Annotated in this window: 21 protein-coding genes; 20 read left to right on the top strand and 1 reads right to left on the bottom strand. The window is 64.0% G+C overall.

All coding sequences use genetic code 11. From position 1 onward, the window contains the following. The first annotated feature begins 14 nt into the window (after positions 1-14). The 16 genes from rsmH (at position 15) to lpxC (ending at position 18,903) form a co-directional block, all read left to right on the top strand. Complete coding sequence (gene rsmH, locus C2L66_RS14130) at positions 15-968, top strand: 16S rRNA (cytosine(1402)-N(4))-methyltransferase RsmH (protein ID WP_054929055.1); 954 nt, start codon at positions 15-17, stop codon at positions 966-968. After that, the gene (ftsL, locus tag C2L66_RS14125; protein WP_054929054.1) at positions 965-1,315 is read left to right on the top strand and encodes a cell division protein FtsL; all 351 of its coding nucleotides are present in this window, start codon (positions 965-967) and stop codon (positions 1,313-1,315) included. Before rsmH ends, ftsL begins: the two co-directional genes overlap by 4 nt. Beyond that, positions 1,312-3,195 carry a peptidoglycan D,D-transpeptidase FtsI family protein gene (locus C2L66_RS14120; protein WP_054929053.1) on the top strand — a complete coding sequence of 628 codons (1,884 nt, stop codon included), beginning with the start codon at positions 1,312-1,314 and terminating at the stop codon, positions 3,193-3,195. The genes ftsL and C2L66_RS14120 overlap by 4 nt, the downstream gene beginning before the upstream one ends. Continuing rightward, positions 3,192-4,733, top strand: a complete 1,542-nt coding sequence (locus tag C2L66_RS14115) for a UDP-N-acetylmuramoyl-L-alanyl-D-glutamate--2,6-diaminopimelate ligase (RefSeq protein ID WP_060599649.1) — start codon at positions 3,192-3,194, stop codon at positions 4,731-4,733. The genes C2L66_RS14120 and C2L66_RS14115 overlap by 4 nt, the downstream gene beginning before the upstream one ends. Then, positions 4,730-6,142 (top strand): UDP-N-acetylmuramoyl-tripeptide--D-alanyl-D-alanine ligase, encoded by a 1,413-nt coding sequence (locus tag C2L66_RS14110; RefSeq protein WP_060599650.1) that lies wholly within the window; start codon positions 4,730-4,732, stop codon positions 6,140-6,142. Before C2L66_RS14115 ends, C2L66_RS14110 begins: the two co-directional genes overlap by 4 nt. 17 nt (positions 6,143-6,159) lie before the next feature. Then, positions 6,160-7,329 carry a phospho-N-acetylmuramoyl-pentapeptide-transferase gene (gene mraY, locus C2L66_RS14105; RefSeq protein WP_007747064.1) on the top strand — a complete coding sequence of 390 codons (1,170 nt, stop codon included), beginning with the start codon at positions 6,160-6,162 and terminating at the stop codon, positions 7,327-7,329. 59 nt (positions 7,330-7,388) lie between these two features. Then, positions 7,389-8,903, top strand: coding sequence for a UDP-N-acetylmuramoyl-L-alanine--D-glutamate ligase (gene murD, locus C2L66_RS14100; protein WP_060599651.1), 1,515 nt, complete (start codon positions 7,389-7,391; stop codon positions 8,901-8,903). Further along, positions 8,900-10,168 carry a putative lipid II flippase FtsW gene (gene ftsW, locus C2L66_RS14095; RefSeq protein ID WP_054929049.1) on the top strand — a complete coding sequence of 423 codons (1,269 nt, stop codon included), beginning with the start codon at positions 8,900-8,902 and terminating at the stop codon, positions 10,166-10,168. Before murD ends, ftsW begins: the two co-directional genes overlap by 4 nt. Further along, positions 10,165-11,283, top strand: a complete 1,119-nt coding sequence (gene murG, locus C2L66_RS14090) for an undecaprenyldiphospho-muramoylpentapeptide beta-N-acetylglucosaminyltransferase (protein WP_054929048.1) — start codon at positions 10,165-10,167, stop codon at positions 11,281-11,283. Before ftsW ends, murG begins: the two co-directional genes overlap by 4 nt. After that, positions 11,280-12,674, top strand: coding sequence for a UDP-N-acetylmuramate--L-alanine ligase (murC, locus tag C2L66_RS14085; protein WP_060599652.1), 1,395 nt, complete (start codon positions 11,280-11,282; stop codon positions 12,672-12,674). Before murG ends, murC begins: the two co-directional genes overlap by 4 nt. Next, on the top strand, positions 12,671-13,612 hold the full coding sequence (locus tag C2L66_RS14080) for a D-alanine--D-alanine ligase (RefSeq protein WP_054929046.1): 942 nt from the start codon (positions 12,671-12,673) through the stop codon (positions 13,610-13,612). The genes murC and C2L66_RS14080 overlap by 4 nt, the downstream gene beginning before the upstream one ends. Positions 13,613-13,640: 28 nt before the next feature. Then, on the top strand, positions 13,641-14,393 hold the full coding sequence (locus C2L66_RS14075) for a cell division protein FtsQ/DivIB (RefSeq protein ID WP_054929045.1): 753 nt from the start codon (positions 13,641-13,643) through the stop codon (positions 14,391-14,393). Positions 14,394-14,420: 27 nt separating this feature from the next. Further along, the gene (ftsA, locus tag C2L66_RS14070; RefSeq protein ID WP_007747080.1) at positions 14,421-15,653 is read left to right on the top strand and encodes a cell division protein FtsA; all 1,233 of its coding nucleotides are present in this window, start codon (positions 14,421-14,423) and stop codon (positions 15,651-15,653) included. Positions 15,654-15,776: 123 nt separating this feature from the next. Next, positions 15,777-16,970: a cell division protein FtsZ gene (gene ftsZ, locus C2L66_RS14065; RefSeq protein ID WP_007747082.1), complete on the top strand. Its 1,194-nt coding sequence runs from the start codon at positions 15,777-15,779 to the stop codon at positions 16,968-16,970. Positions 16,971-17,205: 235 nt separating this feature from the next. Next, positions 17,206-17,715, top strand: a complete 510-nt coding sequence (locus C2L66_RS14060) for a peroxiredoxin (RefSeq protein ID WP_060599653.1) — start codon at positions 17,206-17,208, stop codon at positions 17,713-17,715. A 270-nt stretch (positions 17,716-17,985) separates the two neighbouring features. Beyond that, the gene (gene lpxC, locus C2L66_RS14055) at positions 17,986-18,903 is read left to right on the top strand and encodes a UDP-3-O-acyl-N-acetylglucosamine deacetylase (protein WP_054929043.1); all 918 of its coding nucleotides are present in this window, start codon (positions 17,986-17,988) and stop codon (positions 18,901-18,903) included. 92 nt (positions 18,904-18,995) lie between these two features. Here lpxC and C2L66_RS14050 read toward each other — a convergent pair whose 3' ends face one another. Next, the gene (locus C2L66_RS14050) at positions 18,996-19,499 is read right to left on the bottom strand and encodes a DciA family protein (RefSeq protein ID WP_054929042.1); all 504 of its coding nucleotides are present in this window, start codon (positions 19,497-19,499) and stop codon (positions 18,996-18,998) included. A 311-nt stretch (positions 19,500-19,810) separates the two neighbouring features. Between C2L66_RS14050 and secA the strand changes: the two genes are divergently transcribed. The 4 genes from secA to C2L66_RS14030 all read left to right on the top strand — a co-directional run bounded on the left by secA (position 19,811) and on the right by C2L66_RS14030 (position 25,333). Then, positions 19,811-22,624 (top strand): preprotein translocase subunit SecA, encoded by a 2,814-nt coding sequence (gene secA / locus C2L66_RS14045; protein ID WP_054929041.1) that lies wholly within the window; start codon positions 19,811-19,813, stop codon positions 22,622-22,624. A 149-nt stretch (positions 22,625-22,773) separates the two neighbouring features. Continuing rightward, positions 22,774-24,015, top strand: coding sequence for a bifunctional glutamate N-acetyltransferase/amino-acid acetyltransferase ArgJ (gene argJ, locus C2L66_RS14040; RefSeq protein WP_060599654.1), 1,242 nt, complete (start codon positions 22,774-22,776; stop codon positions 24,013-24,015). 17 nt (positions 24,016-24,032) lie between these two features. Further along, positions 24,033-24,902, top strand: a complete 870-nt coding sequence (locus C2L66_RS14035; RefSeq protein WP_054929039.1) for an ATP-binding protein — start codon at positions 24,033-24,035, stop codon at positions 24,900-24,902. Beyond that, positions 24,899-25,333, top strand: a complete 435-nt coding sequence (locus C2L66_RS14030) for an NUDIX domain-containing protein (protein WP_036002473.1) — start codon at positions 24,899-24,901, stop codon at positions 25,331-25,333. The genes C2L66_RS14035 and C2L66_RS14030 overlap by 4 nt, the downstream gene beginning before the upstream one ends. Positions 25,334-25,342: the final 9 nt, after the last annotated feature.

The following is a 25,342-nucleotide window of genomic DNA, read 5'->3' as shown; positions in this document are numbered from 1 at the left end:
CGCAGGTAATAGATATGGCGCCTGCGATGAGTAACGAATTGCAGCATCGCACGGTGCTGCTCGAAGAAGCGGTGAATGCGCTCGTCACGCGCGCGGACGGTATCTATATAGATGGCACGTTCGGGCGCGGCGGCCACAGCCGCGCGGTGCTGGCAAAGCTGGGCGAGTCAGGGCGCCTGATCGGATTCGACAAGGACCCGCTCGCCATTGCCACCGCGCAGCAGATCGCCGATCCGCGCTTCGAGATCGTGCATGAAAGTTTCGCATCACTGCGCGACGCGATGAGCGAGCGCGGGGTAGGGCGTGTGTCGGGAGTGTTGCTGGATCTGGGCGTGTCGTCGCCGCAGTTCGACGACCCGGAGCGGGGTTTCAGTTTCCGCGCCGACGGCCCGCTCGACATGCGGATGGACCCGACGCGCGGCGAGTCCGCTGCGGATTGGCTGGCGCGGGCCACGGTGCAGGAAATGACGGAGGTGATACGGGATTATGGGGAAGAACGGTTTGCTTTTCAGATTGCAAAGGCGCTTGCTGCTCGCCGGGCAGAGTCCGACCGTCTTGGGCCTCTCGTCAGCACGGGCGAGCTTGCCCAAATCGTGGCTAACGTCGTCAAAACCCGTGAGAAGGGTAAGGACCCGGCAACCCGCACCTTTCAAGCTATACGGATTCACATCAATCAAGAGCTTGCGGAGCTGCAAGTCGTACTAGAAGCAGCATTGTCGTTGCTGGAGCAAGGGGGGCGGCTGGTCGTGATCAGCTTTCATTCGCTCGAAGACCGGATCGTCAAGCGGTTCATGCAGGCGCACTCGAATGCGCCTGCTGTCGACCGCCGTCTGCCGATCCGCGCCGTCGACCTGCCGAGCCCGCCGCTCAAACTGATTGGCCGCGTATTCGCGAGCGACGCCGAAGTCGCCGCGAACCCGCGCGCCCGTTCCGCCGTGATGCGCGTCGCGGAGCGGATCGCGCCATGAACCGTCTCAATATCTTCCTGCTGATCGTCGTGATGGGTTGTGCGCTTTCGGTCGTCAACGCGACCAATCAGCAGCGTCAGTTCTTTATCCAGTTGCAGCGCGCCCAATCGCAGGAGCGCCAGCTGCAGCAGGACTATTCGCAGCTTCAATATCAGCAGAGCGCGCTGTCGAAGACCTCGCGCATCGAGCAGATCGCGACCGATTCTCTAAAGATGCAGGGCGCGACCACGGGACGCACGCAATATCTGACGCTCGAAGCCGGCTCCGCCAAGGCCGAAGACGCGCCGATCCCGGTCTCGGCGCCGACTCCGGCGTCGGCCGCGAAAGCTCGTGGAGCCACGCGATGAAGAAATCGTCGAACAAGAACAAGAGCGTCGCGTTCTCGGCGAATCCGATTCTCTCGGTGCGCCTGCCGATGTGGCGCTCGAAGCTCGTCGTGTTCCTGCTCTTCATGGCGTTCGTCGCGCTGACGGCGCGGGCGTTCTGGATTCAGGGCCCGGGCAACGGTTTCTATCAGAAGCAGGGCGAAAGCCGCTATCAGCGCCGGCTGGAGTTGCCCGCCACGCGCGGCAAGATTCTCGACCGTAACGGCCTCGTGCTCGCGACGAGCCTGCCCGTGCGCGCAATCTGGGCGATTCCCGAGTCGGTGCCCGACGACCTCGGCGCGGACAAGCTCGCCGATCTCGCCAAGCTGCTCGACATGACGCAGCCGGAGCTGCGCAAGAAGCTGTCGGAAGACAAGACCTTCGTCTATGTGAAGCGCCAGGTGCCCGTCGAAGTGGCCGCGAAAGTGGAAGCGCTGAACATTCCGGGCATCTATCAGCGCAACGAGTACAAGCGCTTTTATCCGGAAGGCGAAATCACGGCTCACCTGATCGGCTTCACGAACGTCGAGGACGAGGGCCAGGAAGGCGTCGAACTGGGCGACCAGAAGCTGCTCGCGGGCATGGCGGGGAGCCGTCGCGTCATCAAGGACCGTCTCGGCCACATCATTGAAGACGTGGACGAGCAGGTTGTGCCGCACAACGGTCAGGACGTCGATCTGTCGATCGACAGCAAGATCCAGTACATCGCGTACACGAACCTGAAAGCGGCCGTGCAGAAGTTCAAGGCGAAAGCTGGCGCCGCGATGGTCATCGACGTGCAAACGGGCGAAGTGCTCGCGCTCGTCAATTACCCGACCTATAACCCGAACGATCGCTCGCATCTGACGGGAGAGCAGTTGCGCAACCGCATCCTGACCGACACGTTCGAGCCGGGCTCGATCATGAAACCGTTCACGGTGTCGCTCGCGCTCGATCTGCACCGCGTTACGCCGACTACACTGGTTGATACGGGTGGCGGCCGTTTCGTGCTGGACGGCGCGCCCATCACCGACGACTCGGGCTTCGGCGTGCTGACGGTGGGCGGCGTGATCCAGAAGTCGAGCAACATCGGCGCGACGAAGATCGCCATGCAGCTCCGGCCCGAAGAGATGTGGAACATGTACACGGGCATCGGTCTCGGCCAGGCGCCGAAGGTCGGTTTCCCGGGTGCGGCGGCGGGCCGTTTGCGCCCCTGGAAGAGCTGGCGCCGTATCGAGCAGGCGACGATGTCTTACGGCTACGGTCTGTCCGTGTCGCTGTTTCAGCTGGGCCGCGCCTACACGGCCATTGCGAACGACGGCCGGATTCTGCCCGTGTCGATTTTCCGCACGCCGAAAGACCAGCCGGCAACAGGCACGCAGGTCTTCGCGCCGACCACCGCGCGCGAAGTTCGCGCGATGCTCGAAACGGTCGTCTCGCCGGGCGGCACGTCGCCGGATGCAGCGGTGCCCGGCTATCGCGTCGGCGGCAAGTCGGGTACGGCGTACAAGCACGTGGGCCGTGGCTATGACCACAGCAAGTACCGCGCGTCGTTCGTCGGCATGGCGCCGATGCCGAATCCGCGCATCGTGGTGGCCGTGTCCGTCGACGAACCGACGGCGGGCAGCCACTTCGGCGGCCAGGTGTCGGGCCCGGTGTTTTCGTCGATCGTCGGCGACACGCTGCGCTCGCTGAACGTGCCGCCCGATCAGCCCGTCAAGCAGATGGTCGTATCGGACGAAACGAATCCCGCGAAGCCCGCCGCCGCGTCGCAGCCGGCCGCGAACGGTGCAAACGGTGCAAAGAGACTTTCGACGCATGCCGCGCCGAAGAAGCTGCAGATTTCAGACAGTACGAAGAACCGCCCCGGAGTAGTCAGATGAGTGCGCTGCGTTCTTCTCATCCAGCGCAACAGCAGATTGCTGACGCGCTAGCCTGGCTGCGCGCACGCGTGCAGCCAGGTGCGCATTTGCACGCCGATACCCGCAAGATCGCGGCCGGCGACGTTTTCCTCGCGTACGCCGTTGACGGCGCCGACAACCGCCCTTTCATCGCGAACGCGATCGAGCGCGGCGCGGCTGCCGTGCTCGTTCAGCCAGAAGACTTCACGGGGGATATCGATCCCGCGACGACGTTCGCGGTGCCGCGCCTGAACGAACTGGCGGGCACGATCGCGAGTGCGTGGTACGGCGATCCGAGCGACGCGATGCGCGTGATCGGCGTGACGGGCACGAACGGCAAGACGTCGTGCACGAACTGGATTTCGGCCGCGTTGACGGCGCTTGGCCAGCCGTGCGCGATTATCGGCACGCTCGGCAGCGGCATGCCGGGCCACCTCGTGTACACAGGCTTCACGACGCCCGACGCGCCGCAACTGCAACGCAACCTCGCGCAGTTGCGCGCCGCGGGCGCCAAAGCGGTCGCGATGGAAGTGTCGTCGCACGCGCTGCATCAGGGCCGCGTGAACGGCACCGCGTTCAGCGTCGCCGTGTTCACGAATCTCACGCAAGATCATCTCGACTATCACGGCACGTTCGAAGCCTACGAAGCGGCGAAGGCGCGCCTGTTTGCGTGGCCGGAACTGAAGGCCGCCGTCATCAACGCCGATGACGAAGCGGGCCGTCGCATGATCGCGAGCACCAAAGGCCACGCGAAGACCATCGCCTACGCGCTTCAATCGCACGCCGACGTGCAGGCCGACGCGTCGATCGTCGCGTCCAACGTGCGTGCGACGGCGACGGGCACGGCGTTTCACATCGCGTCGGACTGGGGCAACACCGACATCGAAGTCAACACGCTCGGCACGTTCAACGTGAGCAATCTGCTCGGCGTGCTTGGCGCGCTGCTCGCAGCCGACGTGCCGTTCGACGCCGCTGTCGCGCAACTGGCGAAGCTCGAATCGGTGAACGGCCGGATGGAACGCCTCGGCGGCCGCCTGCAGAACGATGAGCCGCTCGTCGTGATCGACTTCGCGCACACGCCGGACGCGCTGGAAAAGACCTTGACGGCATTGCGCCCGATCGCGGATGCGCGCGGCGGCAAGCTGATCTGCATGTTCGGCTGTGGCGGCGACCGCGACGCGACCAAGCGCCCGCTGATGGGTGAAATCGCGGAGCGCTGCGCCGACAGCGTGGTCGTGACGAGCGACAACCCACGCAGCGAAAATCCGCAGAAAATCATCGAGCAGATCGCGGCCGGCATGAAGGACGCGTCGAAGGCGCGCCGCATCGAAGACCGCGCGAGCGCGATCCTGCAAGCCGTGCGTTGCGCGGCGCGCGAAGACGTCATCGTGCTGGCGGGCAAGGGGCACGAATCGACGCAGGAAATCATGGGCAAGAAGCGCGCGTTCTCGGATCAGGATCACGCGCGGCTCGCGCTGGCTGCTCGCGTCACGCATGCACGCGGAGGTGGCGAATCATGATGTTCACGCTGCGTGAAGCCGCCGCGCTGATTCCTGGCGCCAAAGTAACAGGCGACGAGTCGGTCGCATTCGAACGCGTCTCGACGGACAGCCGTTCGTGCGGTCCCGGCGATCTGTTCGTCGCGCTGAAGGGCGACCGTTTCGACGCGCACGATTTTCTGGCCGACGTCGCCTCGCGCGACGTGAGCGCGGTGCTCGTCACCCGCACGCCGGACAACTTCAACGTGCCCGCATTGCGCGTAACGGGCGACACGCGCACGGCGTTGGGCGCATTGGCCAACGGCTGGCGTCGCCGCTTTACGATGCCGCTCGTCGCGGTGACGGGCAGCAACGGCAAGACGACAGTCAAGGAAATGATCTCGTCGATCTTCGCGGCGGCTGTCGGCGAACAATCGCGTCTCGCCACGGCTGGCAACTTCAACAACGACGTCGGCTTGCCGCTGACGCTGTTCCGCCTGAACGAAGCGCATCAGCTCGCCGTCGTCGAACTCGGCATGAATCATCCGGGTGAAACGGCGCTGCTCGGCACGATTGCCGAGCCGACTGTCGCGGTCGTCAATAACGCGCAGCGCGAGCATCAGGAATTCATGGCGACTGTCGAGGCGGTCGCGCTCGAACACGCGAGCGTGATTCACGCGCTGAAGCCGGAAGGCGTCGCTGTGTTCCCGGCCAACGATGCTTACGCCGGTATCTGGCGCGTCGCGGCGACGGGCAATCGCATCGTCGATTTCGCGTTGAACACGAACGAACGCACGACGGAAGCTGCCGTCCAAGGCACGCTCGACGGCAATCAGTTGAGCATCGATACGCCCGAAGGCCATCTCGACGTCACGCTGCAAGTGCTCGGCGCGCACAACGCGCACAACGCGCTGGCAGCCACGGCGGCTGCGCTGGCGTCGGGTGTTTCGCTCGAAGCGATCAAGCGCGGTCTCGAAGCATTCGGCGCAGTGAAGGGCCGCTTGCAGGTGAAGCGCGCGGTACTCGGCGCGATGGCGGGCGCAACCGTGATCGACGACACGTACAACGCCAATCCCGATTCGATGCTCGCCGCCATCGACGTGCTCGCTGAGCGTCCGTCGCCGCGCGTGCTGGTGATGGGCGACATGGGCGAAGTCGGCGACAACGGCCCGGCGTTTCATCGCGAAGTCGGCGCGTACGCGAAGGCGCGCGGCATTGACGCGCTGTATGCGCTGGGCGATGCGTCGCGCGATGCCTGCGCCGCGTACGGCAGCGAAGCACACCATTGCGACGACGCGGCTGCGCTCGTCGCGCAATTGCAGCAGGCCGGTTACGGCGCGGCTGCGACGTATCTCGTGAAAGGCTCGCGTTTCATGAAAATGGAACGCGTGGTGGACGCCGTTACGAGTCCACAACCCGCTGCACCGGGCAACGCGCCCGGCGCACACTGAAAGAGAAGGACAGAAGTATGTTACTGGCGCTGGCGCAATGGCTGCAGAACGACGTAGGCTTTTTGCGCGTGTTCAGTTATCTGACGTTTCGTGCAGTCGCGGCGACGATCACCGCACTGCTGATCGGGCTCGTCTGCGGCCCGTGGGTGATTCGCAAGCTCGCGCAGATGAAAGTCGGCCAGGCCGTGCGCAAGGACGGCCCGCAGACGCACCTCGTGAAATCCGGCACGCCGACGATGGGCGGCGTGCTGATTCTGATCGGTATCGCCGTGTCCACGCTGTTGTGGGCCGACCTGACCAACCGCTTCATCTGGATCGTGATGCTCGTCACGTTCGGCTTCGGCGTGATCGGCTGGGTCGATGACTATCGCAAGGTCGTCTACAAGGACCCGCGCGGCATGTCGTCGCGCGAAAAGTATTTCTGGCAGTCGGTGATTGGCCTGTTCGCAGCCGTGTATCTCGCGTTCAGCGTGTCGGAAGCGAGCAACGTGCGCGTGTTCGACCTGTTCATGGCGTGGGTGCGCAGCGGTCTTTCGATGGGCCTGCCCGCCCGCGCCGACCTGTTGCTGCCGTTCCTCAAGTCGATGACCTATCCGCTCGGCGTGTGGGGCTTTATCGCGCTGACGTATTTCGTGATCGTCGGTTCGAGCAACGCAGTGAACCTCACCGATGGCCTCGACGGCCTCGTCATCATGCCCGTCGTGCTGGTCGGCTCGTCGCTCGGCGTGTTCGCGTACGTGATGGGCAGCGCGGTCTATTCGAAATACCTGCTGTTCCCGCACATTGCGGGCGCGGGCGAAATGCTGATTTTCTGCTCGGCGATGGGCGGGGCAGGCCTGGCGTTCCTCTGGTTCAACACGCACCCGGCGCAGGTGTTCATGGGCGACGTCGGCGCGCTCGCACTGGGCGGCGCGCTCGGCACGATCGCCGTGATCGTGCGTCAGGAAATCGTGCTGTTCATCATGGGCGGGATTTTCGTCGCCGAGACGGTGTCGGTGATGTTGCAGGTCACGTGGTTCAAGTTCACGAAGGCACGTTTTGGTGAAGGCCGTCGCATCTTCAAGATGGCGCCGCTGCATCACCACTTCGAATTGTCTGGCTGGAAGGAAACGCAAGTGGTGGTGCGCTTCTGGATCATCACGCTGATGTTGTGCCTGTTCGGTTTGTCCACGCTCAAGTTGCGTTAAGCCGCATTCGAGTCGTACTTAAGGTCGCAAGCAAGTCGCAAAGCAAGGGGAAGCAGTCGATGTTTGGCGAGAAGTTTCGGGATCGGCAAAAGCCGATGGTGCTCGTGCTGGGGCTCGGTGAATCGGGCCTCGCGATGGCGCGCTGGTGCGCGCGGCATGGTTGCCGCCTGCGCATTGCCGACACGCGCGAAGTGCCGCCGAACCTGTCTGCGCTCGAAGCGCATGGCATCGAGGGGAATTTCGTCGGCGGGCCGTTTTCCGAGGTGCTGCTCGAAGGCGTGGAGCTGGTTGCGATCAGCCCCGGCCTGTCGCCGCTCGCCGCCGATCTCCTGCCGCTGATCGCCGCCGCGCGCGACCGCGACATCCCCGTGTGGGGCGAACTCGAATTCTTCGCGCAGGCATTGCGCACGCTCGGCGAAAGCGGCTACGCGCCGAAGGTGATCGCGATCACGGGGACGAACGGCAAGACCACCACGACGAGTCTGACGGGCCTGTTGTGCGAGCGGGCGGGCAAGAAGGTCGCGGTCGCGGGCAACATCAGCCCGGCCGCGCTCGACAAGCTCACGGAAGCAATCGACAACACCGCGCTGCCCGACGTCTGGGTGCTCGAACTGTCGAGCTTCCAGCTGGAAACCGCGCACACGTTCGAGCCGGACGCCGCCGTGATCCTGAACATCACGCAGGATCATCTGGACTGGCACGGCGGTCTCGATGCTTACGCTGCGGCTAAGGGCAAGATTTTCGGCAAGAACACGGTGCGCGTGCTCAACCGCGACGACGCGCGCGTGATGGCGCTCGCGCCGTCGCAGCCAGGCGGCGCGCAGGTGGTGACCTTCGGCGTCGGCGAACCGGCGCGCGACGGCGACCTCGGCTTGATGCGCGAAAGCGGCATGGTCTGGCTCGTCGATGCGCACGACCGCGACGCGACCGACGAGCCCACGCCCACGCGCCGTCGCAAGAGCGAATCCACGACGCCGCCGAACATCGGGCTGAAGCGGCTGATGCCCGCTGACGCGCTGCGTATCCGCGGCTTGCATAACGCGACGAACGCGCTGGCCGCATTCGCGCTCGCGCGCGCCATCGGTCTGCCCGGCGCGCCGCTGCTGCACGGTTTGCGCGAGTATCGCGGCGAGCCGCATCGCGTCGAACTGATTGCGTCGATCGACGGTGTGGATTACGTCGACGACAGCAAGGGCACCAATGTCGGCGCGACGGTCGCGGCGCTCGACGGCCTCGCGCAGCGCGTCGTGCTGATCGCGGGCGGCGACGGCAAGGGCCAGGAGTTCGATCCGCTCGCCGAGCCGGTGATGCGCTGGTGCCGCGCGGTGATGCTGATCGGCCGCGACGCGCCGCAGATTCGCGCGGCGCTCGCGCATACGGGCATCGCGATGACCGATCACGCGACGCTCGAAGAAGCGACGCGCGCAGCCAGCGCGGTCGCGCAGCCGGGCGACGCCGTCTTGCTGTCGCCAGCGTGCGCCAGCTTCGACATGTTCAAGGGTTACGCGCACCGCGCCGCCGTGTTCAAGAGCGCGGTCGAAGACATCGCTGCCGAACGGGGGACGATGATATGAGCTGGACGGAACGCTTCGGGTCGCAACTCGGCAAGCAGCGCGGCTCCGCAGGTGGCGCGGCGGCGGAGCGCACGTCGCGCACGGGCGGGCTGTCGAGCGCCGTCAACGGTGTGCGCCCGCTGCGCTCGCGGATGCTCGACTACGACCACTCGCTGCTGTGGGTCGTCGTCGCGCTGCTGGGTCTCGGCGTCGTGATGGTGTACTCGGCGTCGATCGCCATGCCGGACTCGCCGAAGTACGCGTCGTATCGCGACTACGCGTTTCTCGTGCGCCAGCTGATCTTCGTCGTGATGGGCTCGGTCGCGGGCGTGATCGCGTTCCGCATCCCCATCTCGACGTGGGACAAGTACGCGCCGAAGCTCTTCCTGATCGCGCTCGTCGCGCTCGTGATCGTGCTGATTCCGCACGTCGGCAAGGGCGTGAACGGCGCGCGCCGCTGGATTCCGCTCGGCATCACGAACATGCAGCCGTCGGAAATCATGAAGCTCGCCGTGACGATCTATGCGGCGAACTACACGGTGCGCAAGCAGGAATACATGCACAGCTTCGCCAAGGGCTTCCTGCCCATGGGTTTCGCCGTCGGCGTGGTCGGCATGCTGCTGCTGCTCGAGCCGGACATGGGCGCGTTCATGGTGATCGCGGCGATCGCGATGGGCCTGTTGTTCCTCGGCGGCGTGAACGGCAAGATTTTCGGCGGACTGGTGGCGACGGCTGTCGGTACATTCACGTTGCTCGTGTGGGCGTCGCCGTGGCGCCGCGAGCGGATCTTCGCGTACCTCGATCCGTGGGACGACCGCTATGCGCAGGGCAAGGCGTATCAATTGACGCACTCGCTGATCGCGTTTGGCCGAGGCGAATGGTTCGGCGTGGGCCTCGGCGGCAGTGTCGAAAAGCTCAACTATCTGCCCGAAGCGCATACCGACTTCATCCTGGCCGTGATCGGCGAGGAACTCGGTTTCGTCGGCGTGCTCGTCGTGATCCTGATGTTCTACTGGATCGTGCGCCGTTCGTTCGAGATCGGCCGTCAGGCGCTCGCGCTCGACCGCACGTTCGCAGGTCTGGTCGCGAAGGGCGTCGGCATCTGGTTCGGCGCGCAGACCTTCATCAACATGGGCGTGAACCTCGGCCTGCTGCCTACCAAGGGTCTCACGCTGCCGCTCGTCAGCTACGGCGGCTCGGGCATTTTGCTGAACTGCGTCGCGGTGGCGGTGCTGATGCGCGTCGATTACGAAAACCGGGTCCTCATGCGCGGGGGCAAGGTATGACGAAGCAACAACGCACGCTGATGGTGATGGCGGGAGGCACCGGGGGACACGTGTTCCCGGGTCTCGCCGTCGCGCACCTGATGCAGGCGTGGGGCTGGCGCGTCGTGTGGCTCGGCAATCCCGCCGGCATGGAAGCGACGCTCGTCCCGAAACACGGCATTCCGATGGAGTACGTGCAGTTCGGCGGCCTGCGGGGCAAGGGTATGAAGACCAAGCTGATGCTGCCCGTGAATCTGCTGCGCGCGTGCATGCAGAGTCTCTCGGTGCTGCGTCGCGTGAAGCCCGATGTCGTGCTCGGCATGGGCGGCTACATCACGTTCCCGGCGGGCGTGATGACGGCAGTGAGCGGCACGCCGCTCGTGCTGCACGAACAGAATTCGATCGCCGGTCTCGCGAACAAGGTGCTCGCGAAGCTTGCAAAGCGCGTGCTGGTCGCGTTTCCGGACGCGTTGCCGCATGCGGAGTGGACGGGTAATCCTATTCGTGAGGAACTTGCGCGCACGGCAGCACCCAAAGCACGCTACGCCGCGCGTAGTGGTCCGCTGAACGTGCTGGTGGTGGGCGGCAGTCTGGGTGCGGCGGCGTTGAATGAAGCGGTGCCTCGCGCGCTGGCCCGACTCGCACCGCAAGAGCGTCCGCGCGTCGTGCATCAGGCGGGCGCGAAACATATCGACGCATTGCGCGCGAACTACGAAGCAGCCGGCATCGCGACGGGCGACGACGTGCAACTCGTGCCGTTCATCGACGACATGACGAGCGCCTATGCAAACGCCGATCTCGTGATCTGCCGTTCGGGCGCGATGACGGTCGCCGAGATCGCGGCGGTGGGCGTGGCGGCATTCTTCGTGCCGTTCCCATACGCCGTCGACGATCACCAGACAACTAACGCAGCGTTTCTCGCCGATCACGGCGCGGCGCTGCTCGTACAACAGCGCGATCTGTCGGTGGATAACCTCGCCGACTGGTTGCGCAGCCAGACGCGGGCGTCGCTCGCGGACATGGCGGAGCGTTCGCGCTCGCTCGCGAAACCCGATGCCACCGAACAGGTCGCGCAGATCTGCGCAACGGTGGCAGGCGTGACACCGAGCCTGAGCCCGGAAGGAAAGCAGCAATGAAACATATCGTCAAACACATTCACTTCGTCGGGATCGGCGGCGCGGGCATGAGCGGCATCGCCGAAGTGCTCGTCAATCTCGGCTATCAGGTGAGCGGTTCGGACCTGTCGCGCAATGCGGTGACGGAGCGCCTTGCTGCGCTCGGCGCGCGCATCGCGATCGGTCACGACGCAGAGAACATCGAAGGCGCGAACGCCGTCGTCGTATCGACGGCCGTGCGCAGCGACAACCCTGAAGTGCTCGCGGCACGTCATCGCCGTATTCCCATCGTGCCGCGCGCGGTGATGCTCGCGGAACTGATGCGCCTGAAGCAGGGCATCGCGATTGCCGGCACGCACGGCAAGACGACCACGACTTCGCTGGTGGCGAGCGTGCTCGCGGCGGGCGGCCTCGATCCGACCTTCGTGATCGGCGGACGGCTGATCAGCGCGGGCGCGAATGCGCGCCTCGGCACGGGCGATTTCATCGTCGCCGAAGCGGACGAATCGGATGCGTCGTTCCTGAACCTGTTCCCGGTGATCGAAGTCATCACGAACATCGACGCCGATCACATGGACACCTACGGCCACGACTTCGCGCGGCTCAAGCAGGCGTTCATTGAATTTACGCACCGTCTGCCGTTCTACGGTATTGCGGTGCTGTGCGTCGACGATCCGAACGTGAAGGAGATCCTGCCGTTCGTGTCGAAGCCGATCATCCGCTACGGCTTTGCGCCCGACGCGCAGGTGCGCGCCGTCAATGTCGAGGCGCGCGAGGGCAAGATGCATTTCACGGCGATGCGCGAAGACGCGCCGCCCATCGACATCGTCTTGAACCTGCCTGGCCTGCACAACGTGCAGAACGCGTTGGCCGCAATTGCGATTGCGACTGAACTCGAGGTGAAAGATGCCGATATCCAGCGAGCGCTCGCGGATTTCAACGGCGTCGGCCGGCGTTTCCAGCGCTACGGCGAAGTGAGCGTGACGGGCGGCGGCGCCTACACGCTCGTCGACGACTACGGCCACCACCCGGTGGAAATGGCCGCGACGATTGCGGCGGCGCGTGGCGCGTTCCCCGACAAGCGCCTCGTTCTCGCATTCCAGCCGCACCGCTTCACGCGCACGCGCGACTGCTTCGAAGATTTCGTCAAGGTGCTGTCGACGGTCGATGCGCTCGTGCTGACGGAAGTCTACGCAGCGGGCGAGGCGCCCATCGTCGCCGCGGACGGCCGTTCGCTCACGCGTTCGATCCGTGTGGCGGGCAAGGTCGAGCCGGTGTTTGTCGAAACAGTAGATGAAGTGCCGGACGCGCTCGCTGCAATCGTGCGCGACGGCGATGTGGTGATCACGATGGGCGCAGGTTCGATTGGCGGTGTGCCGGGTCGGCTTGCAGGAAATGAAGGTGCGAAATGAGCAGTATCGATCCTAAATCTTTTGGCAAGGTCGCGGTCCTTCTCGGCGGTGTATCCGCCGAGCGCGAAGTGTCGCTGAACTCCGGCCGTCTCGTGCTGCAAGGGCTGCGCGATGCGGGTGTCGACGCGCATCCGTTCGATCCGTCCGAGCGTCCGCTCGCGGCGTTGAAGGACGAAGGCTTCGTGCGCGCGTTCAACGCGCTGCACGGCGGCTACGGCGAGAACGGCCAGATTCAGGGCGCGCTCGATTTCTACGGCATCCGTTATACGGGCAGCGGCGTGCTCGGTTCGGCGCTCGGTCTCGACAAGTTCCGCACGAAGCTCGTGTGGCAACAGCTCGGCGTGCCCACGCCGCCGTTCGAAGCCGTGCTGCGCGGCGACGACTACGCCGCGCGCGCGAACGAAATCGTCGCGAAGCTCGGCTTGCCGCTGTTCGTGAAGCCGGCCAGCGAAGGCTCGAGCGTCGCCGTCATCAAGGTGAAGACGGCCGATGCGCTCGTGCCCGCGCTCGAAGAAGCGGTGAAGTTCGACAAGATCGTCGTGGTGGAGAAGAGCATCGAAGGCGGCGGTGAATATACGGCGTGCATCGCGGGCGATCTCGATCTGCCCATCATCCGCATCGTGCCCGCCGGCGAGTTCTACGACTATCACGCGAAGTACATCGCCAACGACACGCAGTACCTGATTCCCTGCGGCATCGCGGCTGAAGAGGAAGCGCGCCTGAAGAAGATCGCGCGCCAGGCCTTCGACGTGCTCGGTTGCACCGATTGGGGCCGCGCCGACTTCATGCTGGACGGAGAAGGCAAGCCGTATTTCCTGGAAGTGAACACGGCGCCCGGCATGACTGACCACTCGTTGCCGCCGAAGGCGGCGCGTGCGGTCGGCATCAGCTACCAGGAGCTGGTGGTGCAGGTGCTTGCATTGACGCTCAAGGACTGATCGAGAACTAAAGGATAGCGCCCGGATCATGTGGAACAACGTTCGCCAGCTCAATCTCGCCGCCAACGCATTGCATGCGTTGTTGCTGCTCGTGCTGCTGGCGGCGGGCGGTTACTGGCTGATTCAGCGCCCGAACTTCACGCTGCGCGAGATCCGTATCGACGGCGATACGGAGCACATCAACTCGCCGACGGTGCGCGCGGGCGTGGTCGGCCGGTTGAAGGGCAACTTCTTCACCGTCGATCTCGACACGGCGCGCCAGGCGTTCGAGCAGATGCCGTGGGTGCGTCACGCGAGCGTGCGGCGCGTGTGGCCGAATGCGCTCGCGGTGACGCTCGAAGAGTACAAGCCGCTCGGCACGTGGGGAGCCGATCAGCTGGTAAGCACCGACGGAGAGGTGTTCACCGCGAACCAGGGCGAGCTAGACGAAGAACTGCCCGCGTTCGAGGGCCCGGACGGGTCCGCGAAGGAAGTTGTCGCGCGTTATCAGGACTTCAGGAAGTGGTTTGCGCCCGTCGGCGCAACGCCGGATGAAGTGACGCTGTCGCCGCGTTTCGCGTGGACGGTGAAGCTGTCGAACGGCATGCAGGTCGAAATTGGACGCGAGCGTAATCAGGACACGCTCTACGACCGCTGCAAGCGGCTCACCGCGGCATGGGGCGCGGTGACGCAACGTTGGGGGAAGGACATCGAATATGCGGACTTGCGTTATCCGAACGGTTTCGCCATTCGTGCAGCAGGCATGCGCTTCATTACGGAACCCGACAAGGGCAAGAAGTAACAGGACATCACACGCAATGAGCACGCTATGAGTAAAGACTATAAAGATCTGCTGGTAGCCCTCGACATCGGCACGGCGAAAGTGGTCGCCATCGTCGCCGAGTTGAAGGGCGAAGGTCATTACGAGGTGATCGGACTCGGCCAGAGCGAATCGAAGGGGCTCAAGAAAGGCGTCGTGGTGAACATCGAGGCCACGGTGCAGTCCATTCAGCGCGCGCTCGAAGAAGCCGAGCTGATGGCCGACTGCAAGATCACGAACGTGTTCACCGGGATCGCCGGCAGCCATATCCGCAGCTTCAATTCGAGCGGGATGGTCGCGATCAAGGAAAAGGAAGTGACGCAGACGGACGTCGCGCGCGTGATCGAGACGGCCAAGGCGATCAACATTCCGACCGATCAGCAGGTGCTGCACATCCTGACGCAGGAATTCATCATCGACGGTCAGGAAGATGTGCGCGAGCCGATCGGCATGAGCGGCATTCGCCTCGAAGTGAAGGTGCACATCGTGACGGGCGCGGTGAGCGCGGCGCAGAACATCGTCAAGTGCGTGCGCCGCTGCGGACTCGAAGTGAACGATCTGATCCTGCAGCCGCTCGCGTCGTCGCTCGCGGTGCTGACGGAAGACGAGAAGGAACTGGGCGTGGTGCTGGTCGATATCGGCGGCGGCACGACGGACATCGCGATCTTCAGCGAAGGCGCGATCCGTCACACGGCTGTGATCCCCATTGCCGGCGACCAGATCACCAGCGACATCGCGATGGCGCTGCGCACGCCGACGCCGGATGCCGAAGACATCAAGGTCAGCTACGGCATCGCGAAGCAGGCGCTCGCCGATCCTGACGAGATGATCGAAGTGCCGGGTCTCGGGGAGCGCGGTCCGCGCACGCTGTCGCGCCAGGCGCTCGCGGCCGTGATCGAGCCGCGCGTCGAAGAACTGTTTTCGCTCGTGCAGCAGGTGGTGCGCGAGTCGGGTTACGAAGAACTGCTGAGCTCGGGCGTCGTGCTGACGGGCGGCGCGTCGATGATGCCGGGCATGGTCGAGCTGGGTGAGGACATTTTCCTGAAGCCGGTGCGCATCGGCGTGCCGGAGTATGCAGGCGGTCTCGCGGACGTGGTGCGCAATCCGCGTTATTCGACGGCAATGGGTCTGCTCGTCGAAGGACGCTCGCAGCGCATGCGTGGTCGCAAGGTCGCGGTGCAGTCGGGATCGATGGGTCAGGTGTTCACGAGGATGAAGGACTGGTTCCTCGGCAATTTCTAAAAGAATTCGAAGCAAAAGGGAAATTCGCGCCGGTGACGGCGGCCGGCGCGCGACAGGAGGTTGCCCGATCTCCTGCCGAATAACGGCCGAGGAAGTGGTTCTTTTTTTCTTGACGGAGGCAACATGGAATTCCAGATGCTGGAAACGGAAACCAACGGCACCATCATCAAGGTGGTGGGCGTCGGTGGTGCGGGCGGCAATGCAGTCACGCACATGATCAATCGCGGCGTGCAAGGCGTCGACTTCATCGTGATGAACACGGACGCTCAGGCGCTGTCGCGCTCGCGCGCGCCGAACGTCATCCAGTTGGGCAACACGGGTCTGGGCGCAGGCGCCAAGCCGGAAATGGGCCGCTCGGCAGCAGAAGAAGCACGTGAGCGCATCGCGGACGCACTGCGTGGCGCGCACATGGTGTTCATCACGGCAGGCATGGGCGGCGGCACGGGCACGGGCGCAGCGCCCGTGGTCGCGCAGATCGCCAAGGAAATGGGCATTCTGACGGTTGGTGTCGTCAGCAAGCCGTTCGAGTTCGAAGGCGGCAAGCGCATGCGCGTCGCCGAAGCCGGTTCGCAGCAACTGGAGGATCACGTCGACTCGCTGATCGTCGTCCTGAACGACAAGCTGTTCGAGGTGATGGGCGATGACGCCGAGATGGACAAGTGCTTCCAGTGCGCTGACGACGTGCTCAACAACGCAGTTGCCGGTATCGCGGAAATCATCAACGTCGACGGTCTGGTGAACGTCGACTTCGAAGACGTGAAGACGGTGATGGGCGAGCAGGGCAAGGCGATGATGGGCACGGCGACGGTGGCCGGCGTCGATCGCGCGCGTCTGGCGGCGGAACAGGCTGTTGCAAGTCCGCTGCTGGAAGGCGTCGATCTGTCGGGCGCGCGTGGCGTGCTGGTGAACATTACGTCGAGCCGTTCGCTGCGTTTGTCCGAAACGCGCGAAGTCATGAACACGATCAAGAGCTATGCTGCTGATGATGCGACCGTGATTTTCGGCGCGGTGTACGACGACGCGATGGGCGATGCGCTGCGCGTGACGGTGGTGGCAACGGGTCTGGGCCGCGCTGCGAAGAAGCAGCAATCGGCGCCGATGACGCTGCTGCGCACGGGCACGGACAACCAGCCGGTTGGCGCAATGCAACATGCGTACACGCCGCATCACGCAGCGACGGCAGACTACGGTTCGCTGGATACGCCGGCAGTGTGGCGCACCTCGCGTGATACGGCTGCTTCGCACGTGCAGGCGCTGCAGGAAAAGGGCGTCGACACGTACGACATCCCGGCCTTCCTGCGCAAGCAGGCGGACTGAGATTCACGCAGGAGCGGGCTTTCTGCGGCGTAATCTTGCTGGTGGGTGATTACGCGCAGCAGAATTGCACGAGCGTGGCGGGTGGAATGGCAAAAAGGCCGCGTGGATTGCGCGCGGCATGGACAAGTGCCCTCTTCGTAGTTGCGAAGCGGATCGGGTCACTGTCGCCAGATGATTACTCCACTGCGGCACGAGACCGTGCGAGCGTGCTCCGCATCGATGCGAAGGAACGAGCATGATTCAGGTAGGTGAAAAGCTTCCCCAGGCGACCGTTTACGAACTGATCGAAGACGAACGCGAGGGCTGCACGATCGGGCCGAACAGCTTCGACGTGCGCGAGCAGACGGCGGGCAAGCGCGTGGTGATCTTCGGATTGCCGGGCGCGTTCACGCCCACCTGTTCGGCGAAGCACGTGCCGGGCTATGTCGAGCAGGCAGAGAAGTTGCGTGCTGCGGGTATCGACGAGATCTGGTGCGTATCCGTCAACGACGCGTTTGTGATGGGCGCGTGGGCACGCGATCAGCACACCTCGGGCAAGGTGCGCATGATGGCGGACGGTAGCGCGGCTTTCACCCGAGCCCTCGGTCTGGAGCAGGATTTGTCGGCGCGCGGCATGGGAATCCGTTCCCAGCGCTATGCGATGGTGGTCGACGACGGCGTGGTCAAGACGCTGCACGTCGAGGCACCCGGCAAGTTCGAAGTGAGCGATGCGGCCAGTATTCTCGCGACGTTGAGCCAGGCATGACACGGCCTTGAAGCTTCGTCGCAGCCGCGCAGAATGGTTTGTTGCGCTGCGGCAACGCTTTTCGTGACGCTGTTGTGACAGGCCGTAACGCGGGCCGATGACCGGAAACGCCTCCGTTCCGGGCATCGGCCCGTCACGCTTCCCGATTAGGTAACGTAGAGAAACAGATTGAAACGTCAGCGCAACGACGCTCCGGAAACGATTGGAGTATAATTCGTGCTATGAATTAAAAAGTCCTGATTGGGATTTTCAATCGAATAGAAGACCACCATGTTGAAGCAGCGCACTATCAAACAGATCGTCAAAACGGTTGGCATCGGCCTGCATTCGGGCCGTAAGGTCGACCTGACGCTCCGCCCGGCGGCGCCGGACACGGGTATCGTGTTTTGCCGCGTGGATTTGCCCACGCCGGTGGACATCCCCGCGTCTGCGATGGCGATCGGCGATACGCGCCTCGCATCGGTGTTGCAGAAAGACGGCGCGCGCGTGTCGACGATCGAGCACCTGATGTCCGCGTGTGCGGGCCTCGGTATCGACAACCTGTACGTCGACGTCACCGCTGAAGAAATTCCCATCATGGACGGCAGCGCCGCGTCCTTCGTGTTCCTGATCCAGTCGGCGGGCATTGAAGAACAGAACGCAGCGAAGAAGTTCATCAAGGTCACCAAGCCCGTCGAAATCCGCGACGGCGACAAGTTTGCGCGGCTCGACCCGTTCTTCGGCTTCAAGCTGAAGTTCACGATCGACTTCCGCCATCCCGCCGTCGACAAGACCGGCCAGGCGCTCGAAGTGGATTTCGCGAACACGTCGTATGTGCGTGAAATCGCCCGTGCGCGTACGTTCGGTTTCGCGCATGAAGTCGAAATGATGCGCGAGCTGGGTCTGGCGCGCGGCGGTAGCATGGACAACGCGATCGTGCTCGACGAGTACCGCATCCTGAACAACGACGGTCTGCGCTACGACGACGAGTTCGTGAAGCACAAGATGCTCGACGCGATCGGCGACCTGTACGTGGTCGGTCACCCGTTGCTCGCGGCCTATGACGCGTACAAGTCGGGCCATGGCCTGAACAACGCGCTGCTGCGCGAACTGTTGGCGCATGAAGATTCGTACGAGATCGTCACCTTCGACGATCCGCAGAAGGCGCCGCGCGGTTTTGCGTACGACACGCAGACGGCGTTTGCCTGAGGCCAGTCTGCCCCGGTGACAACGGGGCCGAAACAAAAAAGCGACCTGTACGGTCGCTTTTTTTCATTTCAGCGCGCGATTTATCTGCGCAGTCACTTCCGATGCCGTGCCGCCATGCGCGCCAACGCTTCCTGCAGCGGCGACGGCTCCAGCGATTCGCTCAGTTCGTGCAGCGCGTCCGCACCCACGCGCGACATGCGCGCCTGCTTCACGCGCGGCGGCTCTTTCACAGCCTGCGGACGCACGCGAATCTTCAGCGTATTGACGGGCCAGCCGCGCTGCTGCAAATCCGATAGCAGACGCGGTTCCAGATGCCGCAGCCGCGCGGCGAGCGCATTGTGGGCCGCAAACAGCGCCAGCACGCCGTCCTTGATGAAGCCGGGCTCGACGCTCGTCGCCAGATAGTCGGGCAGCAATTCGGTGAGGTCGCGCTCCAGTGCGGCGATCTGCTCGACGCCTGCGCGCAGCGCGGCGAACGCATCGGTGCGGTTCAGGACCTCGACGACCGCCTGCGGCCTGCGCACGCTGAACGCCTTCGAGCCCAGCTTCGGGCCGGGCTTGAGCGACTGCCTTGAAAACGGTGAGAAACGGCTCATCTGGGATTCTGGTAACAGCCCGCGCCCCGCGCGTGCTCGATGTCGGGATTGTACCGTGCGGCAATGGCGCGTAACTTCCCCCTCGCAGCATGCGGGATGGTCACATCCGCAGCGCGCTTGCCCTGGCCGGATGGCCAACCATCTTGCCGCTGACACAGGCGTACCCGGGGGCGCGTGCTAAAATCCGTGATTCGAATTTACTCTTGGACCTAAGCCGCCGAGGCCCCTCCGACAACGAGTTGCAACAAGGTGAAAGGGTGTAAAAACCGGCCTTGCAACCCCCGCCGAAGCCGCGACGCAACCACGATCCGATGACCACCGGTTTTCTACAAAAGATTTTTGGCAGCCGCAACCAGCGGCTCGTCAAGCAATATCAAAAGACCGTCACGGCGATCAATGCGCTCGAACCGCAGATCGAGCAATTGACGGATGATCAACTGCGCGCGAAAACCACGGAATTCCGGCAACGCGTGAGCAGCGGCGAGTCACTCGACAAGCTGCTGCCCGAGGCGTTCGCTGTCTGCCGCGAGGCGAGCAAGCGGGTGCTGAAAATGCGGCACTTCGACGTACAGTTGATCGGCGGCATGGTCCTGCACTACGGCAAGATCGCGGAAATGCGCACCGGCGAAGGCAAGACGCTCGTCGCGACGCTGCCCGTGTATCTGAACGCGCTCTCGGGGCGCGGCGTGCACGTCGTCACGGTGAACGACTATCTCGCCCAACGCGACGCCGAGTGGATGGCGCGTCTCTACAACTTCCTCGGCCTTTCCGTCGGCATCAATCTGTCGCAGATGGACCACGGCATGAAGCAGGAGGCGTACGCCGCGGACATCACGTACGGCACGAACAACGAGTTCGGCTTCGACTACCTGCGCGACAACATGGTCTACGAGACCGATGCACGCGTGCAGCGGGCGCTGAATTTCGCGGTCGTCGACGAAGTGGACTCGATCCTGATCGACGAGGCGCGTACGCCGCTCATCATTTCCGGCCAGGCTGAAGATCACACCGAACTCTACGTGCGCATGAACGCGCTGCCGCCGCTGCTCGACCGCCAGATCGGCGAGGAGAAGGCGGACGGTACGGGCGTCGAGAAGCCGGGCGACTACACGCTGGACGAAAAGGCGCGCCAGGTGTTCCTGACGGAATCAGGGCACGAAAAGGCCGAGCGCCTGCTCGCCGAGTGGGGCCTGATCGGCGAGGGCGAAAGCCTCTACGCGCCGCAGAACATCACGCTGATGCACCACGTGTACGCCGCGCTGCGCGCGCACACGCTGTTCTACAAAGACCAGCACTACGTCGTGCAGAACAACGAAGTGGTGATCGTCGACGAATTCACGGGCCGTCTGATGGCGGGCCGGCGTTGGTCGGATGGCTTGCATCAGGCTGTCGAAGCCAAGGAACATGTGAAGATCCAGAGCGAGAACCAGACGCTCGCCTCGATCACGTTCCAGAACTACTTCCGCATGTATGCGAAGCTGTCCGGCATGACGGGTACGGCCGACACGGAAGCGTACGAGTTCAACGAGATCTACGGGCTCGAGACGGTCGTGATTCCGACCAACCGGCCGCCCAAGCGGATCGACAAGCAGGACCAGATCTACAAGACGGCGATGGAGCGCTACAACGCCGTGATTCGCGACATCCGCGAATGCTACGAGCGCGGCCAGCCGGTGCTGGTTGGCACGACGTCGATCGAAAATTCCGAACTGCTGTCGCAACTGCTGAACAAGGCCGGTTTGCCGCACGAAGTGCTGAACGCGAAGCAGCATGCGCGTGAAGCGGCAATCGTCGCGGAAGCGGGCCGTCCGAAGCGCGTCACGATCGCGACCAACATGGCGGGCCGGGGCACCGACATCGTGCTCGGCGGCAATGCCGAAAAGCAGGCGGCGTTCATCGAAGCCGATCTTTCAATCCCCGAAGACGAAAAAGCGGGCCGCATCCAGAAACTGCACGACGAGTGGCAGGCGCTGCACGATCAGGTGAAGGCCGCGGGCGGTCTGCACATCATCGGCACCGAGCGTCACGAATCGCGCCGTATCGACAACCAGCTGCGCGGCCGTGCGGGCCGTCAGGGCGATCCGGGCTCGTCGCGTTTCTATCTGTCGCTGGAAGATCCGTTGCTGCGCATTTTCGCGGGCGACCGCGTGCGCGCCATCATGGACCGCCTGAAGATGCCGGAAGGCGAGGCGATCGAAGCGGGCATCGTCACGCGTTCAATCGAATCTGCGCAGCGCAAGGTCGAAGCGCGCAACTTCGATATCCGCAAGCAGCTGCTCGAATACGACGACGTCTCGAACGACCAGCGCAAGGTGATCTACCAGCAGCGCAACGAACTGCTCGAAGCGCACGACATCACCGAAACCATCGGCGCGATGCGTCACGGCGTGATCAGCGACATCGTCCATCAGTTCGTGCCGGCGGGCAGCATCGAAGAGCAGTGGGACGTGCCAGAACTCGAAGAAGTGCTGCGCAACGACTGGCAGCTCGATCTCGCCGTCCAGGAGATGATCAACGAGTCGCAGCAGATCGACGCCGACGAGATTCTCGAAGCCGTGACGGCCGCAGCCGATGAGGCTTACGAATCGAAGGTGGAGCAGGTTGGCCGCGAGTCGTTCAGCGCGTTCGAGCGCTCGGTCATGCTGCAGACGCTGGACCGCAGCTGGCGCGAGCACCTCGCTGCGCTCGACCACCTGCGTCAAGGCATTCATCTGCGCGGTTATGCGCAGAAGAATCCGAAGCAGGAGTACAAGCGCGAAGCGTTCGAACTGTTTGCTGCAATGCTGGACTCGGTGAAGCTGGAAGTCACGCGCATCGTGATGAATGTGCAGATCCAGTCGCCGGAACAGCTGGAACTGGCCGCCGAGCAGATGGAAGAGCAAGGCAGCCATCTGGTCGACAACGTCGAGTTCCGTCACGCCGACTACGCGGAAGGTGGCGCGGCTGTGGCGGCGGCGCCCGTCGCGGCGAATGCGGCGGCCGCGATGATCGGCGATGCAATGGCACACGGCCAGGGTGCAGCGGCGCCGCTGTCTGGCGACAACGTGCCGAAGGTCGGCCGCAACGATCCCTGCCCGTGCGGCAGCGGCAAGAAGTACAAGCAGTGCCACGGCAAGATTGCGTAACACACGAAGGCGGCGCGCGGTAAGCGCGCCGCGTCGTTTGAAGCGTGCATTGCTGGTGATTTCGCGGTGGCGCAGGTCCATCTGGCGCCATCACTTTTGATCCCCAATGCCGGCGTCCGCCGGCATTTCAGTCTCGACAGGTCGCAAACATGGCTGTCAATTTCCCCTCGATCGATCCCGCTCAACTCCATCCCGTCGCCGGCGTCACGCTAGGCTGGGCCGAGGCGAATATCCGCAAGCCGAACCGCAAGGACGTGCTCGTCATTTCCGTCGACGAAGGCGCGACGGTCGCGGGCGTGTTCACGTTGAACCGCTTTTGCGCAGCGCCCGTGTCGGTGTGCCGCGAGCACCTGGAGCGCGTGCGCAAGGGCGGCAAGGGTATTCGCGCGCTGGTCGTGAACACGGGCAATGCGAACGCGGGCACGGGCGAGCCGGGCATGGCACACGCGCGTGAGACGTGCGACGAACTCGCGCGCCTCGCGGGCATTGCGCCTGAGCAGGTGCTGCCGTTCTCGACGGGCGTGATTCTGGAGCCGCTGCCTGTCGATCGTCTGAAAGCCGGGTTGCCCGCCGCGCTGGCGAACCGTCAGGCTGCGCACTGGTACGACGCGGCGCAAGCCATCATGACTACGGACACGCTGCCGAAAGCCGTGTCGCGTCAGGTCAAGGTCGACGGCCACACGGTCACGCTGACGGGCATCAGCAAGGGCGCGGGCATGATCAAGCCGAACATGGCGACGATGCTCGGCTTCCTCGCATTCGACGCCAACGTCGCACAGCCGGTGCTCGACGAACTCGTCAAGTATGTCGCGGACCGCTCGTTCAACTGCGTGACGATCGACGGCGATACGTCGACCAACGACTCGTTCATCCTGATCGCATCGGGCAAGTCGAGCCTGCCCGCGATCACGTCCACGGATTCGCCCGCCTATGTCGCGTTGCGCGACGCCGTGACGGAGACGGCGCAGACGCTCTCGCAACTGATCGTGCGCGATGGCGAGGGCGCGACGAAGTTCATGACGGTGCAGGTCGAAGGCGGATCGAGTGTCGCCGAGTGCCGTCAGATCGCTTATGCGATCGGCCATTCGCCGCTCGTGAAGACGGCGTTCTACGCATCGGACCCGAACCTCGGCCGCATTCTGGCTGCGATCGGCTATGCGGGCGTGACGGACCTCGACGTCGGCAAGATCGACTTGTATCTGGACGATGTGCTGGTCGCGAAAGCGGGCGGACGCAACCCCGAGTACAAGGAAGAAGACGGACAGCGCGTGATGAAGAAGGCCGAAATCCTGATTCGCGTCGTGCTCGGCCGTGGCGATGCGCAAGCGACGATCTGGACGTGCGATCTGTCGCATGATTACGTGAGCATCAACGCCGACTACCGTTCCTGAATTGCGCCGATCACGACATGGATAAACTCGAACAATTCCTGACCCGCGCCGAAGCCGTGCTGGTGCGCCTCGAAGCGATGCTTCCGCCGGCTGCGCCCCAAATCGACTGGTCCGCGGCTGTCGCATTCCGCTGGCGCAAGCGCCAGGGGCGCGGCTACCTGCAGCCGGTGCCCGCGATCTCGCTGATTTCGCTGGACGATCTGCAGAATATCGATCGGCAGAAAAACCTGATCGAGCAGAACACGAAGCAGTTCGTGAGCAAGCAACCTGCCAACAACGTGCTGCTCACGGGCGCGCGCGGAACGGGCAAATCGTCGCTGATCAAGGCGTGCCTGAACGCGTATTCGAAGGACGGTCTGCGTCTGATCGAAGTCGACAAGGACGATCTGCACGACCTGGGCGATATCGTCGATCTGATTTCGGCGCGCCCCGAGCGCTTCATCGTGTTCTGCGACGATTTGTCGTTCGAAGAGGGCGAATCGGGCTACAAGGCGCTGAAAGTGGCGCTGGATGGATCAGTGGCCGCGCAGTCGGACAACGTGCTGATCTACGCGACGTCGAACCGCCGCCATCTGCTGCCCGAGTACATGAGCGACAACGAGACGTACAAGCACACCTCCGACGGCGAGATTCACCCGGGCGAAGTGGTCGAAGAAAAGATCTCGCTGTCCGAGCGCTTTGGCTTGTGGGTCAGCTTCTACCCGTTCAAGCAGGACGACTATCTGTCCATCGTCGCGCACTGGCTGCATCACTTCGGCTGCAATGACGCCGACGTCGAAGCGGCGCGCGGTGACGCGCTGATCTGGGCGCTGGAGCGCGGTTCGCGCTCGGGGCGCGTCGCGTGGCAGTTCGCGCGCGACTGGTCCGGCAAGCGGGCACAAGCATGAGCGACGCCGCGCAAAGCCACGCGGGCGAGGTGAACGAAGCCGGCCGTCCCGTCACGGAAGTGGCTGTCGGCGTGCTCGTTCAGCCCGATGGCCGCTATCTGCTCGCGCAGCGGCCTGCCGGCAAACCGTACGAAGGTTATTGGGAATTTCCGGGCGGCAAGCTGGAGCCGGGCGAAACGGTGGAAGCCGCGCTCGCGCGCGAATTGCATGAAGAACTCGGCATCGACGTGCAGGCGAGTCACCGCTGGCACGTGCTCGAGCACGACTATCCGCACGCGTATGTGCGTCTCTATTTCTGCAAGGTGACGGCGTGGCACGGCGAGCCGCACGGACGAGAAGGTCAGGCGTTCGCGTGGCAGACGCTGCCGGCGCAGGTGTCGCCGCTGTTGCCCGCGACGATCCCCGTGCTGGAGTGGCTCGCGGCGGAGTGAGTTGAAGGC

This window comes from Paraburkholderia caribensis (genome assembly GCF_002902945.1).
Lineage (GTDB): Bacteria > Pseudomonadota > Gammaproteobacteria > Burkholderiales > Burkholderiaceae > Paraburkholderia > Paraburkholderia caribensis.
This window is presented reverse-complemented; position numbering and strand designations above follow the sequence as displayed.

Coding starts and splice junctions, on each gene's coding strand:
- rsmH (WP_054929055.1), top strand. CDS start 15: ATGGCGCCTGCGATGAGTAACGAATTGCAGCATCGCACGGTGCTGCTC.
- ftsL (WP_054929054.1), top strand. CDS start 965: ATGAACCGTCTCAATATCTTCCTGCTGATCGTCGTGATGGGTTGTGCG.
- C2L66_RS14120 (WP_054929053.1), top strand. CDS start 1,312: ATGAAGAAATCGTCGAACAAGAACAAGAGCGTCGCGTTCTCGGCGAAT.
- C2L66_RS14115 (WP_060599649.1), top strand. CDS start 3,192: ATGAGTGCGCTGCGTTCTTCTCATCCAGCGCAACAGCAGATTGCTGAC.
- C2L66_RS14110 (WP_060599650.1), top strand. CDS start 4,730: ATGATGTTCACGCTGCGTGAAGCCGCCGCGCTGATTCCTGGCGCCAAA.
- mraY (WP_007747064.1), top strand. CDS start 6,160: ATGTTACTGGCGCTGGCGCAATGGCTGCAGAACGACGTAGGCTTTTTG.
- murD (WP_060599651.1), top strand. CDS start 7,389: ATGTTTGGCGAGAAGTTTCGGGATCGGCAAAAGCCGATGGTGCTCGTG.
- ftsW (WP_054929049.1), top strand. CDS start 8,900: ATGAGCTGGACGGAACGCTTCGGGTCGCAACTCGGCAAGCAGCGCGGC.
- murG (WP_054929048.1), top strand. CDS start 10,165: ATGACGAAGCAACAACGCACGCTGATGGTGATGGCGGGAGGCACCGGG.
- murC (WP_060599652.1), top strand. CDS start 11,280: ATGAAACATATCGTCAAACACATTCACTTCGTCGGGATCGGCGGCGCG.
- C2L66_RS14080 (WP_054929046.1), top strand. CDS start 12,671: ATGAGCAGTATCGATCCTAAATCTTTTGGCAAGGTCGCGGTCCTTCTC.
- C2L66_RS14075 (WP_054929045.1), top strand. CDS start 13,641: ATGTGGAACAACGTTCGCCAGCTCAATCTCGCCGCCAACGCATTGCAT.
- ftsA (WP_007747080.1), top strand. CDS start 14,421: ATGAGTAAAGACTATAAAGATCTGCTGGTAGCCCTCGACATCGGCACG.
- ftsZ (WP_007747082.1), top strand. CDS start 15,777: ATGGAATTCCAGATGCTGGAAACGGAAACCAACGGCACCATCATCAAG.
- C2L66_RS14060 (WP_060599653.1), top strand. CDS start 17,206: ATGATTCAGGTAGGTGAAAAGCTTCCCCAGGCGACCGTTTACGAACTG.
- lpxC (WP_054929043.1), top strand. CDS start 17,986: ATGTTGAAGCAGCGCACTATCAAACAGATCGTCAAAACGGTTGGCATC.
- C2L66_RS14050 (WP_054929042.1), bottom strand. CDS start 19,499: ATGAGCCGTTTCTCACCGTTTTCAAGGCAGTCGCTCAAGCCCGGCCCG.
- secA (WP_054929041.1), top strand. CDS start 19,811: ATGACCACCGGTTTTCTACAAAAGATTTTTGGCAGCCGCAACCAGCGG.
- argJ (WP_060599654.1), top strand. CDS start 22,774: ATGGCTGTCAATTTCCCCTCGATCGATCCCGCTCAACTCCATCCCGTC.
- C2L66_RS14035 (WP_054929039.1), top strand. CDS start 24,033: ATGGATAAACTCGAACAATTCCTGACCCGCGCCGAAGCCGTGCTGGTG.
- C2L66_RS14030 (WP_036002473.1), top strand. CDS start 24,899: ATGAGCGACGCCGCGCAAAGCCACGCGGGCGAGGTGAACGAAGCCGGC.